Annotated in this window: 12 protein-coding genes and 1 pseudogene; all 13 read right to left on the bottom strand. The window is 66.6% G+C overall.

Features of this window, described 5'->3' with window-relative positions:
• Positions 1-92: 92 nt before the first annotated feature.
• Positions 93-572, bottom strand: coding sequence for a GlcG/HbpS family heme-binding protein (locus tag IEX61_RS00190; RefSeq protein WP_188816471.1), 480 nt, complete (start codon positions 570-572; stop codon positions 93-95).
• Between the two features lie 53 nt (positions 573-625).
• Positions 626-2,086 (bottom strand): aldehyde dehydrogenase family protein, encoded by a 1,461-nt coding sequence (locus tag IEX61_RS00185; protein ID WP_188816470.1) that lies wholly within the window; start codon positions 2,084-2,086, stop codon positions 626-628.
• Between the two features lie 19 nt (positions 2,087-2,105).
• Positions 2,106-2,840 (bottom strand): iron-containing redox enzyme family protein, encoded by a 735-nt coding sequence (locus IEX61_RS00180; protein ID WP_054672304.1) that lies wholly within the window; start codon positions 2,838-2,840, stop codon positions 2,106-2,108.
• Positions 2,841-3,010: 170 nt separating this feature from the next.
• Positions 3,011-4,463, bottom strand: a pseudogene (locus IEX61_RS00175) (hypothetical protein).
• Positions 4,464-4,556: 93 nt separating this feature from the next.
• Positions 4,557-5,327 carry a creatininase family protein gene (locus tag IEX61_RS00170; protein ID WP_054672302.1) on the bottom strand — a complete coding sequence of 257 codons (771 nt, stop codon included), beginning with the start codon at positions 5,325-5,327 and terminating at the stop codon, positions 4,557-4,559.
• Between the two features lie 75 nt (positions 5,328-5,402).
• Complete coding sequence (locus tag IEX61_RS00165; RefSeq protein ID WP_188816469.1) at positions 5,403-6,833, bottom strand: hypothetical protein; 1,431 nt, start codon at positions 6,831-6,833, stop codon at positions 5,403-5,405.
• A 171-nt stretch (positions 6,834-7,004) separates the two neighbouring features.
• Positions 7,005-7,742: an ABC transporter ATP-binding protein gene (locus IEX61_RS00160; RefSeq protein WP_188816468.1), complete on the bottom strand. Its 738-nt coding sequence runs from the start codon at positions 7,740-7,742 to the stop codon at positions 7,005-7,007.
• Between the two features lies 1 nt (position 7,743).
• Entirely contained in the window at positions 7,744-8,511 is a 768-nt protein-coding gene (locus tag IEX61_RS00155) for an ABC transporter ATP-binding protein (protein WP_188816467.1), read from the bottom strand.
• Positions 8,495-9,493, bottom strand: a complete 999-nt coding sequence (locus tag IEX61_RS00150) for a branched-chain amino acid ABC transporter permease (protein ID WP_188816466.1) — start codon at positions 9,491-9,493, stop codon at positions 8,495-8,497. The genes IEX61_RS00155 and IEX61_RS00150 overlap by 17 nt, the downstream gene beginning before the upstream one ends.
• A 28-nt stretch (positions 9,494-9,521) precedes the next feature.
• Positions 9,522-10,403, bottom strand: a complete 882-nt coding sequence (locus tag IEX61_RS00145; protein ID WP_188816465.1) for a branched-chain amino acid ABC transporter permease — start codon at positions 10,401-10,403, stop codon at positions 9,522-9,524.
• 88 nt (positions 10,404-10,491) lie between these two features.
• On the bottom strand, positions 10,492-11,727 hold the full coding sequence (locus IEX61_RS00140) for an ABC transporter substrate-binding protein (protein WP_188816464.1): 1,236 nt from the start codon (positions 11,725-11,727) through the stop codon (positions 10,492-10,494).
• Complete coding sequence (hpaD, locus tag IEX61_RS00135; protein WP_188816463.1) at positions 11,706-12,698, bottom strand: 3,4-dihydroxyphenylacetate 2,3-dioxygenase; 993 nt, start codon at positions 12,696-12,698, stop codon at positions 11,706-11,708. Before hpaD ends, IEX61_RS00140 begins: the two co-directional genes overlap by 22 nt.
• Before the next feature lie 70 nt (positions 12,699-12,768).
• On the bottom strand, positions 12,769-14,244 hold the full coding sequence (hpaB, locus tag IEX61_RS00130) for a 4-hydroxyphenylacetate 3-monooxygenase, oxygenase component (protein ID WP_188816462.1): 1,476 nt from the start codon (positions 14,242-14,244) through the stop codon (positions 12,769-12,771).
• Positions 14,245-14,253 lie beyond the last annotated feature (9 nt).

The raw sequence follows: 14,253 nt of genomic DNA, 5'->3' as shown, positions 1-14,253 counted from the left end.
CTCCCTTCGTCGCTCCCGCCCCTTGCGTCTCGGCCCGCCTTTCGCCTCTTCCTCGCGCCCGGCCGCGCCTCCGGGCAACCCTTCCCGGCCGATCAGCGCTTGATGTCGGCCTCGACGACCACGTCATACCCTTGCGGGGCGAGGGCCTCCCGCAACGCGGCCAGCGCGGCCAGGCCCACGGCGGTGTCCTGTTCGCCGTTGCCCCCGCTGATTCCCACCCCGCCGATCACCTCGCCGTTGACGACGACGGGAAAGCCGCCGACGAAAACGGCGAACTTGCCGGGAAACATGTGCTGGATGCCAAAAGCCTCGTTGCCCGGCAGCGCCGGACCGTGCGGCGGAGCGTTGAAGAGGTGCGTGGATCGCTTGTGCCCGGCCGCGGTGAAGGCTTTGGCCACGGCAATCTCCGGCCCGGTGATGCGCGCCCCGTCCATCCGCTCCAGGGCGATCAGGTGGCCGCCGTCGTCCACCACGGCGATCGTTTCCTTGACGCCGATTTCCTCCGCTTTGCGCTTGGCCGCCTCAATCATCAGTTTGGCGTCGGCCAGTTCCAGCTTGAGCGACGTTTTCATCGCCCTTCCCCCTTCCCGTTTGGTCCCCAAATTCGCGCGTTGAACGAAACGGCTCACCACCCGAGGTACACCGTTTTCGTCTGCGTGAAGAACGCCAGCGCGGCGCGGCCCGATTCGCGGTAGGTGGCCGTCGACGACTTCTTCACCCCGCCAAAGGGAGCGTTGAGGGCGTTGCCCGTCGTTGGGCGGTTCACCTTCACCACACCGGCCTGAACGCCCCGCGCAAAGCGCTGGGCACGTTCCACATCGCGCGTCACAATAGCCGCCGACAGCCCGTAGTCGGTGCCGTTGGCCACATCCAGCGCCTCCTCCAGCGAATCGACGGCGATGACGGCGATCACCGGTCCGAAGATCTCCTCACGGGCGATGCGCATCGTCGGCGTGACGCCCGCAAACACCGCGGGACGGACAAAGTACCCCTTGTCGTAGGGCGGAGCGCTCAGCCGCTCGCCGCCGCACACCAGCGTCGCCCCCTCCTCACACCCCACGCGCACGTAGCGCAGCACCGTCTCCAGCTGCTCGCCATTGGCCAAAGGGCCGAGGTCGACGCCCTCTTCCAGTCCGCTGCCGATGTGCAGGGCCTGCGTTTTGGCCGCCAACTTCTCCACGAAGGCGTCATGGACGGCGCGGTGCACGAGGACGCGGCTGGTGGCCGTGCACGCTTGCCCGGTCAGCTCGTAGCCGCCCTTGATGGCCAAGTCGACGGCCAGATCCAGGTCGGCGTCGTCCAAGACGACGAGGGGGTTCTTTCCGCCCAGCTCCATCTGCGTCCGCGTCGTCAGCGCCACGGCGCGGTGGATCGCTTCGCCAGCAGCGGTCGACCCGGTGAAGGTGACCGCCTTCACCAGCGGATGCGCCACCAGCGGCAGCCCGACCCGCCGCGACGAGCCGGTGACCAGGTTGAGCACGCCCGGGGGCAGCCCGGCCTCCACAAAGGCTTCCACCAGCCGCAGGCCCATGAGCGGGGTGTCCGACGCCGGCTTGAACACCACCGTATTCCCGGTGACGAGGGCCGGGGCGATCTTGCGCGCCGGGATGGACAGCGGAAAGTTCCACGGTGTGATGACGGTGACGACGCCGAGGGGCTCGTGCACGGTGTACACCAGGGCGTGGGGATCGTCGCTGGGCAGCGTCTCCCCGGCGAAACTCAGCCCCTCCATGGCGTAGAAGCGGAGCGTTGCCGCCGCCCGCTTCACTTCGGCCCGGCTGGCGGCCAGCACCTTGCCCTCCTCGCGCGTCAGCTCGCGGGCCAGGGCTTCGGCGCGCCGCTCGAGCAGGTCCGCGGCGCGCAGCAAGACCTCGGACCGTTTGGCCGGCGGGGTTGCGGCCCACGCAGGATAGGCCCGGTGGGCCGCCTCGATGGCCCGCTCGGCGTCTTCCGCCGTCGCGTCGGGGAAGCGGCCCAGGACGTCGTCGGTGTTGGCCGGGTTCACGCTTACGAAGGTCTGCCCGTCGGCCGCTTCCGCCCATTCGCCGTCTACGTAGATGCGGTACGCCTCCTGCGCGACGGTCATCCTGCGCCTCCTTCCGCCCTCAGACGCCCAAGAGCGCCTTTTCTTCTTCCTTCAAGTCGGGCTCCACATAGGTGCGGTAGAGGCCGTCCATATACATCCACCGCATCTGGGCGCCGATGCGCACGATGTTCAAGCAACGCTGCTGCAGTTCGGGCGTGTTGGCATACTTCAGCACGAGTTGGTAGCCGCGCTCACCGTGAATCTCATCCGACACGATGTGCAGGTCGAAAAACTCCACTTCCTCGTCGGTAAAGCCATACTTCTCTTTCAGCGGCGGGAGCTGCTTGCGGTAGATGTCCGGTACCTGCGATTCCAGCCCGACGATGAGTGCCGCCGTCGCCACGGCAAAGTGCTCGCGGAAGGCTACGGCGTAGCACCAGCTTTGCAGTCCGCGGGTCGTGGGGAGCATGTTGTTCGGGTCGACCACCCGCTCCCGCGTCGTGCCGCACGCTTCGGCAAAGCGGATGAGGAGATCGGTGTGCCGGTCGCCGCCCAGCTCTTCCTCCCACATGTTTTGGAGGATGAAATCCTTGGCGTCGGTGCATTCGTCGGGAATGTTGGCGTAGATGTACGCCAGGTAATCGGCGAAGGGCCCGACATAGTGGTAGTGGTTTTCCGCCCAGCGCGCAAAGTGCTCGCGCTTCAGGAGCCCCTTCGACCACGCCACGCTGAAGGGGGACGCCTGGCTGTGCCTGCCCTTAATCGCTTCCTCCAGCTGCCGACGAAATTCCTCGCGCGAAAGCAATTCCGCCATCGTTCATGCCTCCCTCTGAATGGATTTCGCGTTGGCGTCGGGCACGTGTTGGTATATTGTATACCATTTGCAAGGGGTGTGGATTTGGTATTTGGTATACCAAACCCGCACCTTTATCGTACCCCATTCCCTCCACGTTGTCAATATTCTTTTTTATTTTTTGAACACTTTCACCAAAGGAGAAGCGCTGCCACCGTCGACACCGCCAAACCGATGAGGACCGGCAGGAGGTTCTTCCGCGCCAGCTCCATCACCGACACCCCGGTAAACCCGGCCACGGCCACCAGCGACGACCAGGCAACAATGGTGCCGCCACCCGCCCAAATGGCCCCCATCTGGCCGATGGCGGCCAGGGTTTCCGCATCAACACCCGACGAAGACGCAAAGGCGCCGGCGAGGCTCCCCGTGAGCGGAAGGCCGGAAAAGCCCGACCCGTCGAGGCCGGTGATGATGCCCACAATGAGGAGGCCAAAAGCGGTCAGCAGCGCACTGGGTGGAATGGCTGCCTGGGCCGCCTTCACGAGGTCAAACAGAAAACCTGGTGCCTTCGCTCCGTCTTCCAGCGACAAGATCGGACCGGCAAAATCGGCGTTGCCGAGGAAGAAAAACCCGGCAATCGGCACCACGGGCCCCATGGCTTTGAACGCGAAGACAAAGCCGTCAACAAGGTGGTCGCTGATTTTGTCAAGCGCATTCGCCCGACCGTACACGACCGACGCCAGGATGAGAAGCACCGCCGCCACCCCGCCGATGAACGCAGCCCCGGCCCCTCCTTCCATGCCGCCCATTCCCAGCAGTTTCGTCACCGCCATGTAGAGGATGACGCCCGCCATCGCCGCCAGGACAATGACGGCAAACCGCTTGCCCCAGACTTCGAGTTGCGCGGTATCCGCGAGGGCACAGTCCTTGGGCATCTCCCGGTTTCCTGTCGCGGCCACTTCGTGTTCCGCTTGGTCGATCCCTAAGGCCTGCAGTTCGTGGGCAATGCGTTCGTCACCTTGCCGACGCATTTGCTTCATGAAAGGAAAATAGGCCAGCACCAACGCGGTAACCCCCGTGATCAGGGAGAGCACCATGCCCCGATCGGCCACCGCGCCAAGCTCCACTCCCGCCGCCTTGGCCGACAGGCCCGGCGCCACCTGCATGACATAGTCCGACGAAAGGGCCATCCCCTGTCCGGCCAAGGCCAGGGCGATCGCCGCCCCCATGGCCGGCAGACCGGCGCGAATCGCCGCGGGGACGAGCAACGTCGCGATCAGCGGCACGGCCGGCGTCGGAGAACATGTAGGTGACGAAGGCGATGATCCAATAGCCGATATGGCCATTGTTCATGATCTTCTGCACCGGCTTGACCATGTGCCTGTCGGCGCCCAAGTCGCGCAGCGCGTGAAGCAAGGCCACCATAAAGGCAATGATGAGGAAGATGTTAAACAATTCCTTGGCCGCCACGAGGTTGGCGTTGAAGATGGCCTTCAGCCCCTCCACAACGCTGCCCTTGTACACCCAGGCGACCAGAAACGTCCCCACAAGCGACGGCAGAACGATTCCCCGCCGGAAGAGCATGATGACCAGGATGACCGCCGTAATGGCCGCATACAGCCAGTGGGCAGCCGTCAACGCCATGCCCCACCCCTCCCCGAGTTGAAATCCCCGCAGCCAAACCCCTTCCCCGACGCGCCGAAACCGCTTCCTTCACCAACCGTCTCCCACCCCCCTTCAGGCTTGCGCTTGCCGCTCCGTTAGGCCCAGTACGGCGCGCAGGGCCGCCTCCAGGTTGTCCAGCGCCTCCTCCACCAGGGCCCGGCCGATGGCCGCGCTGGCCCTTCGCGCATCCCCCAGGCACCCGTTCTCGGTCATCTCCTCGTAGCGGTAAAACCCCTGCAGCGCCCCGCCCGGCCGCAGGTGGCGCCAGGTGCCCTCCCGAATGGCTCCGGCCTCCAGGCGCGCCGGATGAACCAGCTGCGGCGCCAGATAAAGCGCTTCCGACACTTCCCGTTCGCAGGCATGCCCATAGAGCGGCGAGGCGATGTGCGCCCTGAGGGCCTCCTTGGCCGAGGCCGTGGTCTTGGCCACGTAGACGGCCACATCCAGCTCCGTGGCCAGCGCCGTGGCCGCCACCTGCAGGGTGGCCTGGTTGCCGCCGTGGGCGTTGAGCAACAGGAACCGGCGAAACCCGTGGTGATTCAGCGAGCGGACGATGTCGCCCACGAGGCGGATCAAGGTCTCCGGATGAAGCGTGATCGTCCCGGGAAAATTGAGGTGATGCGGCGAGACGCCCATGTTCACCGTGGGCGTCACCACGGCATGCGGATAGAGGCGCTCGGCCAGCCGTCGCGCCATCTCCGTCGCCAGCACGGCGTCGCAGCTCATCTTCAAATGCGGCCCATGCTGCTCCTGCGCGCCAACGGGCACGATGGCCAGCACCGCCGTCTGAAACGCCTCCTTCGCCTCCGGCCAGGTCATCTCGGTCAGCACATACGCAGGCATGGCCGTCCCCCCTGTTTTCGCTCATTCTATTTTAACTTTTCGGAAAAAAGTACGGATTCTTTTCGATGCCGCTCCTCACGCCCCGAGGCGCAGCACCGCGTACGCGAGCACCTCGAACCCGACCAGAAAGGGCAACCGTCGCCGGGCCAGGGCAAAGGGCGATTCGTTCACCAGAGCCGCCATTACCCCCAATGTGGCGTTAAACGGCCCACCGACAAAGGTGGCCATCGCCCCGCACAACAGCGCGGCGGCGAGCAGCTCCGGTGCTAGGCCCACCACGTCCGGGCGGAAAGCGGGCAAGAGCAGCGTCAGGGTGACGATGGGATGCATGCCGGCGTAGGCAAAAGCCATCGGCGTCGCCAGCACCAGCGCCAGCGCCCCCGACGGGCCAACGGCGTCGGCGATGCGGGCGGCAACCTCTCCAATTGCCGCGCCGACACCCGCCTGCTGGAGGCACGCGGCGAAATATCCCGCGCTCACAAACACCGCCGCCTGGTTCGCCATGCCCGGCAGCTTCACCTGGACATGCTGCCGCAGCGCCCGCCAAAAACCGCGCCCCTGCCCGATGGCCAGCACCCAGACGGCGGCAGCGGGCAGCACCAGCACCGCCACGGTGCGCGTCAGGCCTCCCCCGATCGCCAGGCTCATAGCAGACACCGCGCCCAGAAAGAGGCCCACCGCCAGGGCCAGTTCCCACAGCGGCCGTCCCGTGCCAGCTGCTTCGGCAGCTGCCGTCTCGCAAGCGGCCGCCTCCCGGTCGGGTCCGCCATCGGCACCCGTGCAAGCGTAGACGGCAGCGCGGCGCCCCCACCGTGTGCCGGCGGCATGGCGCAGCCAATCCCACGCCAGCCCCAGCAGGCTCAGCCCGCACAGCAGCGGGAAGAGCCGCAGCCAGCTCACCCCGGTCTGGTCCAGCACAAAGCCGACAATGGGGGCCACCGGGCTCCACAGGGTGGGCAGTGCAAAGCCGTGCAGCACGCCGCTGGCGAGGAACCGGTTCGGCCGGGCGATGCGGTACTGCTGAACCGCGTCGCGCACGGCGGTGACCACCATCGGCAAGGTGGCCAGGTTGAGAACGGCGCTGAGGAAATAGGACAGGCCGGAGATGACGCGGTACAGCTGGCCCGGCGTGCGCACCCGGCGCCGGCACAAGGCGGCCACGCTATGGCCGTAACCGCCCAGCTGGACGGGCAGGGCCAGCACCGGAATGACGGCGAAGAGGACGACCACCGGCACCATCGTGCCGAACGCCGCGAACGCCTCCGTCCACGAGCCGCCGGCCCGCCACAGGAACAGGGTTCCCCCGGCCAGCAACAGGGCGGACAGCGCCCGAGCCGCCCAGCCGCATGACGGCAAGGCGAAGGCCACCATCCCGATCCCCACCGCTGGCGTCAACGACGCCTCTCCGATCCCCGCCGCCATGACCGCCAGCTGCACAAGCACCAGGCCCGCCAGTGCCCCCGCCCGCACCGCGTCCCATCGCTGGCCAAGCCCCACCCTGCTCACCGCCCCGTGGATGCCAAAAGTGCATGAAGATTTCGACGACATCCGTTTGGTATATGGTATACCTAAAACGTTGCTTTGGCATCTATCGTACTCCACCGCGCCCGGTTCGTCAATGACAAAAAATACCCTGCCTGGCAGCCGCTTGCTGCCCCGGGCGGGGTCCTGACAGGCCTACCCTGCCGGAAAAGCGGCAAACCCCCGGCCGACGTACGCGCGGACCACCTGCGGATCGTTCCGCAGCAGGGCCACCTCCCCCTCCCGCACCACCCGGCCGCGCTCCAGCACATAGGCGCGGTCGGCGACGCGAAAGGCGGCCCGCACGTTCTGCTCGACGAGGATCATGGCCATCCCGTACTTGGCGCACAGCGCACGAAAGCGGGAAAAGAGCGCCGCCACAGCCTTCGGCGCCAGCCCGAGGGAGGGCTCATCAAGGAGGAGCACCTTGGGGCGGGCCATGATCCCCCGGCCAATGGCCAGCATCTGCTGCTCGCCGCCGCTCAGGCTGCCGGCCAGCTGGTCGAGGCGCTCGCGCAGGCGCGGAAAATCGGCCAGCACGGCGTCCAGCAGCGCCGCGGCCGCCTCCTTGTGCCCACGATACCACGCGTAGGCCCCGAGGAGCAGGTTGTCGCGCACGGTGAGGCCGGAAAACACCTGCCGCCGCTCCGGCACCAGCACCAGGCCGCGGCGCACCAGGTCCTCGGGACGCTTCCCGGTCACGTCGTCGCCGCGCAACAGAATCCGGCCGGAGGCAGGGGGAAAACAGCCGGCCAGGGCCCCCAGCAGCGTGCTCTTGCCGGCCCCGTTGGGCCCAACGACGGCGACGATCTCCCCTTCGCCCACGCGGAGGGACACCCCGTGCAACACCGGCGCCGGACCGCGCAAGACGTGCAGATCGACGGCCACGAGCATGTCAGCTCACCTCTTCGCCCAGGTATGCCGCCAGCACGGCGGGATGGGCCTGGATCTCCGCCGGCGCCCCTTCGGCAAGGACCCGCCCCTGATCGAGGACGAGGATGCGATCGGCCACCGTCATCACCAGGTCCACGTCGTGTTCGATGAGCAGCACGGTGACGCCCCGGGACCGCGCCTGCCGGAGCACCGCCGCCAGCTGCTGCCGCTCGGCAGGATTCAGCCCGGCCGCCGGCTCATCGAGAAGAAGCAACTTGGGACGCAGGGCAAAAGCCCGCACGATCTCCACCAGCCGCTGCATCCCGTAGGGCAGCGCCTCCACCGGAACGTCGGCCATATGGTCCAACGAAAAGAGGGAGAGGAGCCGGTGCGCCTCCGCGCGCGAGGCGGCATTGGCCGCCCGCCGCCGGCGGGTGCCGAACAGGGCATCCAGCCAGGTGCAGCGGACGTGGGCGTCGCAGCCGACCATCACGTTCTCCAGGACGGTCATGCCGGGAAACGGCTCGAGGTTCTGGAACGTGCGCGTCAGCCCGGCCCGGGCGATGCGGTGAACCGGCCACCCCCGAATGGACCGCCCGTCAAACCACACGTCGCCGGAATCGGCGGCCAGGTACCCCGACACGAGGTTGAAAAGCGTCGTCTTGCCGGCGCCGTTCGGTCCGATGACGGCGTAGATCGTGCCAGGCAAAACCGAAAACGAGACGTCGGCCACAGCCTGCACCCCGCCAAACCGTTTCGTCAACCGGTGCACCTCAAGCAGTCCGGGCATGCTCTCCGCTCCTTTTGTGCCGCCACGCAGCCCATCCGGTGAGGACGCCGTCGGGCTTGAGCAGCAGGATGACGACCAGGAGCAGCCCGTAGAAGACGAGCTGCACCTCCCCACCCGCGCCGGGCAGAAGGGCCGGCAGGTACGCCTTCACCCCTTCGCTAAGCAGCACCAGGATCGCCGCCCCGGCCGGCGCCCCCCACAGGCGATGCGCCCCGCCGACGACAACCATCATGACAAACTGCATCGACATCATCACGCCGAAGGACGACGGGCTGACAAACGTAACGTAAAAGGCATAGAGCGCCCCGGCCAGCCCGGCGAAACCGGCGCTGAGCACAAAGACGGCCAGCTTGTAGCGGGATGCGGGAATGCCGAGCGCCTCCGCCGCCGGCTCGCTCCCGGCGATGGCCCGCAGGGCGCGGCCGATCGGCGACGTCACCAGTCTGTGGGCCATGGCCAGGGCCAGGGCCGCCGCGCCCCACGTGATGAACAGCCACGCCCGCTCCCCGGTGACGGTCCACGGGCCGACGGCCAGCGGCGGAATGCCGACGATTCCCGACGACCCGCCGGTCACCGCATCCCATTCCACCATGACGATGTGAACCACAACCCCCAGGCCCAGCGTGGCCATGGCCAGGTAGTGTTCGCGCAGGCGCACCGTCGGCAACCCTACCGCCCAGGCCACGGCCATCGTCAGCAAAACGGCCGCCGGCAGCGTCAGCCAGCCGTTCCAACCCAATTTGGCCGACAGCACCGCCGCCACGTAGGCGCCCATGCCGTAAAAGCCGGCGTGGCCCAGCGACACCTGGCCGGCGTACCCCATCAAGAGCGACAGTCCCACGGCCACCACGGTGTACAGGCCGATCACGTTGAGCACGCTGAGCCAGTAGGGACCCGCTCCCCACGCCACAAGCGCCAGCGCCGCGGCGAAGCCGGCGGCAACCAGGCCCGTGCGCAGGTTGTTTCCCGCACGCGTGGCCATCCGCCCTCCTCCCTTCCCGCAGGGATGTTCACACCCGCTTGCCCTCGGCCCGGCTCCACAAGCCCATCGGCCTCAGGAGCAGCATGGCGATGAGGAGCACAAAGCTGATCGCATCGGCGTAGCCAGACGAAAGCAGTCCCGCCGCCAGCGCCTCGACGACGCCAAGCAACACGGCGCCGACGACGGCGGCTGCGGCGTTGTTTAACCCGCCGATCACGGCGGCGACAAACCCCTTCATCCCCAGCATCAGCCCCATGTCGTAGGTGGCCCCGGTGATGGGCGCCACCACCGCCCCGGCCAACCCGCTGACGGCCCCGCTGACAACAAAGACCCAGAAGGACAGCGCGGTCGGACGAATGCCGTACAGGCGCGCCGCAAAGCGGTTCATCACGTTGGCCTGCACGGCTTTCCCGATATAGGTCTTCTCAAAAAAGAGGAGCAGGGCGGCGAAGAAGAGCACGCACAACACCAGGGCCCACACCGTCTGCCACAAGATCGTCGCCCCGCCGACGGCAATCGGCTCCCCTTCAGTAAACATGGGCATGGCCAGCGGATCAGGGCCAAACACGAGGAGCGCCGCGCCGCGCAACGCGATCCCCGCCCCGATCGTCAGCATGATCACCGTCATCGGCCGGCTGTGACGGGCGGGGTGCACCACCGCCCGCTCCACCCCCGCCGCCACGACGGCCGCCACCAGCACGGCCAGCACCACGCACGCCCACAGGGGCAGTCCCCGCATCGACAGCCAGGCCGCTGTCAGGGCGCCTACGGCGGCAAACTCGCCTTGGGCGAAGTTGAGGACGCCGGTTACGTTGTAGATGAGCACGAATCCCACGGCCACCAGGGCATAAATGGCCCCCACGGTAAGGCCGGAGAAGACGAGCTGCAACACGACCGTGCCGTAGTCCACCGCGTTCCTCCCCCTTTTCGGCGCACCGCACCCGAAGACGTCCTCTCCATTCGCACCGCGTTCCGGTTACGGGGCAAGCGCGGCGACGTTACGGTTCTAAAAGCTTCCACGTTCCGCCGCGGATCTCGATAAGCACCAGGGCGTCTTCCCTCAGCCCGTTGTGGTCCTCCGGCGTGAACGTAAACACACCGGTCACGCCGACAAACTGCTGGATGTTCCGCTCAAGGTAGTCGCGAATCGCCGCCGGCTCCGTCGCCCCAGCCTTGAGGGCGGCGACGAGCATCTGAATGGCGTCCCACGCGTGGCCGCCAAAGGTGTTGGCGGGATCGTTGTACTTGGCCTCAAAAGCCTTGCGGTAGGCGAGGAGCACCGATTTTTGCGGGTCGCTGTCGGGGAGCTGGTCGGCGACGAGGAGCTTGCCGGCGGTGAAGACGACCCCTTCCGCCGCTTCCTTGGCCTGTTCGATGAAGGCCTTGTTGGCGATGCCGTTGGACTGCAGGATGGGGATGTCGTAGCCGAGCTGGCGCGCGTTCTGCGCCACGTTGGCACCCGAAGGCACAGTGGTGTACACGAGGAGGGCTTCCGGTCTTTTCGCCCGCAGGTTGGTCAGCTGCGGAACCATGCTCTTGTCGTCGGCCTTGAAGGTGGCAAACCCCACCGCCGTGATCCCGTACCGCTTCGCCTGGGCCTCAAATTCGCGCTTTCCGCCCTCCCCATAATCGTTGGCCGAGTTCATCCACGCCACATTGCGGATCCCCCGTTTTTGCAGGTACGCGAGCAGCTTGGGCACGACAAGGTCGTCCCCCTGCGCCACCTTGAAAACCCACTTCTTCACCGGCGTGGCAATGCGCATATCCGACGCGAGGGAAAGGAAGGGAACTTGCGCCCGCTCGATCTCGGGAATCATCGCCAGGCTGCTGGTGCTCGTTGTCCCGCCGATGACGGCGACCACCTTGTGTTCATTGAGCAGTTTCTTGAGCGCCAGCACCGCCTTGGTCGGATCCGACTCGTCATCGTACACGAAGAGCTCCAGCTTCTTTCCGCCGATGCCGCCGGCGGCGTTGATCTCCTCGGCCACCATGAGAAGCGTGTCCCGCTCCGGCTTGCCCAGCGTCGACGCTGCCCCCGTCACCGACACGATCACGCCGACGGGAATGGACCCCGACGCCGGACCGGACGGCGAACCCTGCGCCGGCTCCGGGCCGCCCGTCTCCCCACCGGAACCGCCGCCCGTGTTCGTCGCCGGTGCCGCGCACCCGGCAACCAGAACCGCGAGCAGGAGGGGCCACAAACCGATGGACATCAGCGCGCGTAAGCGGCCCATGGCCACATCCCCTCTTCCCCCTTGGGCTGAACGGCCACCGGCTCGCCTGTCACAACATGGTGGACCGGCACGAGGTCCTCAAACCAGCTATGCGGCGACGCAACGCCCCAGAACGTGGCCCGCCGCGGATCGTCGCTCCGCCACACGATCGGCTCCCAGTCGGGGTCGCCGGTGAAGTAGTCGCCCGTATACAGCTCGACGCGAATCCCGTCCGGGTCGCGCAGATAGAGGAAAAAGGCGTTGGAAAGGCCATGGCGACCGGGATACCGCTCAATGCGCGAAGCGTTGCCGGTAGCACCGAGGATGTCGCAAAAGTCTAAAATCGCCTTGGAATCGGGCACCCAGAAGGCAACGTGGTGGAAGCGCGGCCCGTCGCGGTGCGTGAGAGCCACGTCGTGGACGTTGGGCTTGCGAAACAGCCACGCCGCCAACAGTTTCGGCGGGTCGTCCGGCGTTACCGTCACCTCAGAGCAGCGGAAGCCGAGCGTTTTCGTGTACCAGTCGTAGGCCCTGGGCAGGTCGGACACGAAGCAATGGATGTGGTCGATGCGCTGCGGCCGCGCCCCGCGGTGGAGGTGGAACGCCTGCAGCATGCGCTCCGCCCTGTCCATGACGCAGAAAAACTCGAGCGGCAGGCCGACCGGGTCCTGTACGCGCAACGCCCGCCCCTGGCCGCGTTCCTCGCCGGGGGCCACCCACCGCATGGGCAGCCCCTGAGCGGAAAAGGTTTCCGCCAGCGCGTCGAGGTCCTCCTCCCGCGCCACGCGGTAGGCGATGTGGGCCACGCCGGGCGCGTCGGCCTTCGTCAGCACGAGGCAGTGGTGGCTGTGGTCCTCGATGGCTCGAAGAAACACCTGCTCCTTCGTCTCTTCCGTCACGAACAGCCCAAGCAGGTCGCGGTAAAACGCCTTGGCCCGCTCCAGATCGGTGACGCACAACTCGACATGATGGAGGCGGACAATGTCCACCATGGCCCTCGCTCCCTTCCCCCCACATAGGCTCAGGTTTTTCTTCGTACCCTTTTGCCGCCCCTCCCGCCTCTTATGCGCGGACCTCCTCGTCCTCGCGCAGGCGGGCCAGGAACTCCTTCACCTGATCGATGTACACCTGCTTGTCGTAGCCGAGGTAGAGCGCTTCCGCCATGCGCACGGGATCGCCGAAGAAGAACCGCTCGTACAGCACCTGGCGCATGCCGAAGCCGCTCATGCAGATGTCCCACGCCAGGCGGAACAGCTGCACGCGCTCGTAGGCATCGGCGTTGGCACCTTGCAGGTACTTGTCAAGGTGGGGCCGCACCTGCGGGTTCCGGAAGTCGGCCTCGGTGGGAAGGGTGATCAGCCCGCTGGCCCCCAGCTGGTGGAAGGTTTCCATCAGCCGCCCGTAGAGACGCGGGTACCAGTTGCGCGCCGCGTTGAGGGGGGCAAAGTCGGGCGTCAGGTTCCCCCAGCGGTCCACCTTGGCATTGGCCTCGCTGGCCACGAGGAAGGCCTTCAGCGTCTCGAGGGCGATGATCACCTCGGCGATCCGCTCGCGAACATGCAGATACCGATCGACGGCGATCGTCTCCGCCATGTGCGTGAGCACGCCGAGGAGAAACTCCGTCTTGGCCACGTTCTTGATGACCACCTGGTGCGTCATGTGCACCACGGCGTTCGTCTCGCGGTAGGCGTTGTTGCACAGCTCGATGTCCTCGAGGGCGAAGACGCGCTCCCACGGCACGAGGACGTCTTCAAAGACGACGACGGCGTCCATCTCCTCAAACCGCGAGCCGAGCGGATGGTCGAAGCGGCTTTTCCCGTAATCGAGGCTCTCCCGGCACAGGAACGTCAGGCCGGGGGTGTCGTTGGGGATGGCGAAGGCGAAGACGTAGGGCCGATCTTCTTCCGACGACTTCAGGAGCGTCGAAGGGAAGACGAGGATCTCGTCGGTGATCCCCGCCTGGGTGGCGAGAAGGCGCGCGCCGCGGATGACGAGGCCGTCGGCGGTTTTCTTCACGATGCGCGCGGCGATGTACGGATCGGCCTGCTGCGCGGCGCTTTTGGAACGATTCACCTGCGGGTGGATCAGCGTGTGCGTCAGGCAGAGGTCGTTTTCGCGGCAATGCTCGTAGTAGGCGCGGACGTTGTCGGCAAAGCGGCGCTCCTTCTGGCCGAAGTAGTCGGCCGCCGAGGCAAAGGCCATCAGCGCGGCGTTGAGGTAGTCGGGCGTGCGCCCCATCATGCCACAGGTGTACTTGGCCCACTCGTAGATAAACAGACGCCGCTGTTCGAGGTCCTCTTTCGTCTTCGGGGCCAGGAAGGAAGCGCTTACGGGTTCGCCGCTGCTCGGCGAGCGGTACGTCATGTACGGCTTGGCCGGGTCGTGCTGCATGTCGTACAGCTTGGCCTGCGTGCGGATGACGTTGCGGAAGGCCGGGTGTTCGGAGATCTTGCCTTCCACTTTTTTGCCTTCGACCCAGATGTTCGCCTTCATCCGGTCGATCGCCGCGATGTACTGTGCGCCCGTGCGAATGGCCATGCTCACCCC

The organism is Calditerricola satsumensis (genome assembly GCF_014646935.1).
GTDB lineage: Bacteria > Bacillota > Bacilli > Calditerricolales > Calditerricolaceae > Calditerricola > Calditerricola satsumensis.
This window is presented reverse-complemented; position numbering and strand designations above follow the sequence as displayed.

Bases quoted from the DNA above. Each gene is read 5' to 3' on its own strand.
- IEX61_RS00155 (WP_188816467.1), bottom strand. From the start codon at position 8,511: ATGCCCGGACTGCTTGAGGTGCACCGGTTGACGAAACGGTTTGGCGGG.
- IEX61_RS00185 (WP_188816470.1), bottom strand. From the start codon at position 2,086: ATGACCGTCGCGCAGGAGGCGTACCGCATCTACGTAGACGGCGAATGG.
- hpaD (WP_188816463.1), bottom strand. From the start codon at position 12,698: ATGGTGGACATTGTCCGCCTCCATCATGTCGAGTTGTGCGTCACCGAT.
- IEX61_RS00160 (WP_188816468.1), bottom strand. From the start codon at position 7,742: ATGCTCGTGGCCGTCGATCTGCACGTCTTGCGCGGTCCGGCGCCGGTG.
- IEX61_RS00170 (WP_054672302.1), bottom strand. From the start codon at position 5,327: ATGCCTGCGTATGTGCTGACCGAGATGACCTGGCCGGAGGCGAAGGAG.
- IEX61_RS00190 (WP_188816471.1), bottom strand. From the start codon at position 572: ATGAAAACGTCGCTCAAGCTGGAACTGGCCGACGCCAAACTGATGATT.
- IEX61_RS00180 (WP_054672304.1), bottom strand. From the start codon at position 2,840: ATGGCGGAATTGCTTTCGCGCGAGGAATTTCGTCGGCAGCTGGAGGAA.
- IEX61_RS00150 (WP_188816466.1), bottom strand. From the start codon at position 9,493: ATGGCCACGCGTGCGGGAAACAACCTGCGCACGGGCCTGGTTGCCGCC.
- IEX61_RS00140 (WP_188816464.1), bottom strand. From the start codon at position 11,727: ATGGGCCGCTTACGCGCGCTGATGTCCATCGGTTTGTGGCCCCTCCTG.
- hpaB (WP_188816462.1), bottom strand. From the start codon at position 14,244: ATGGCCATTCGCACGGGCGCACAGTACATCGCGGCGATCGACCGGATG.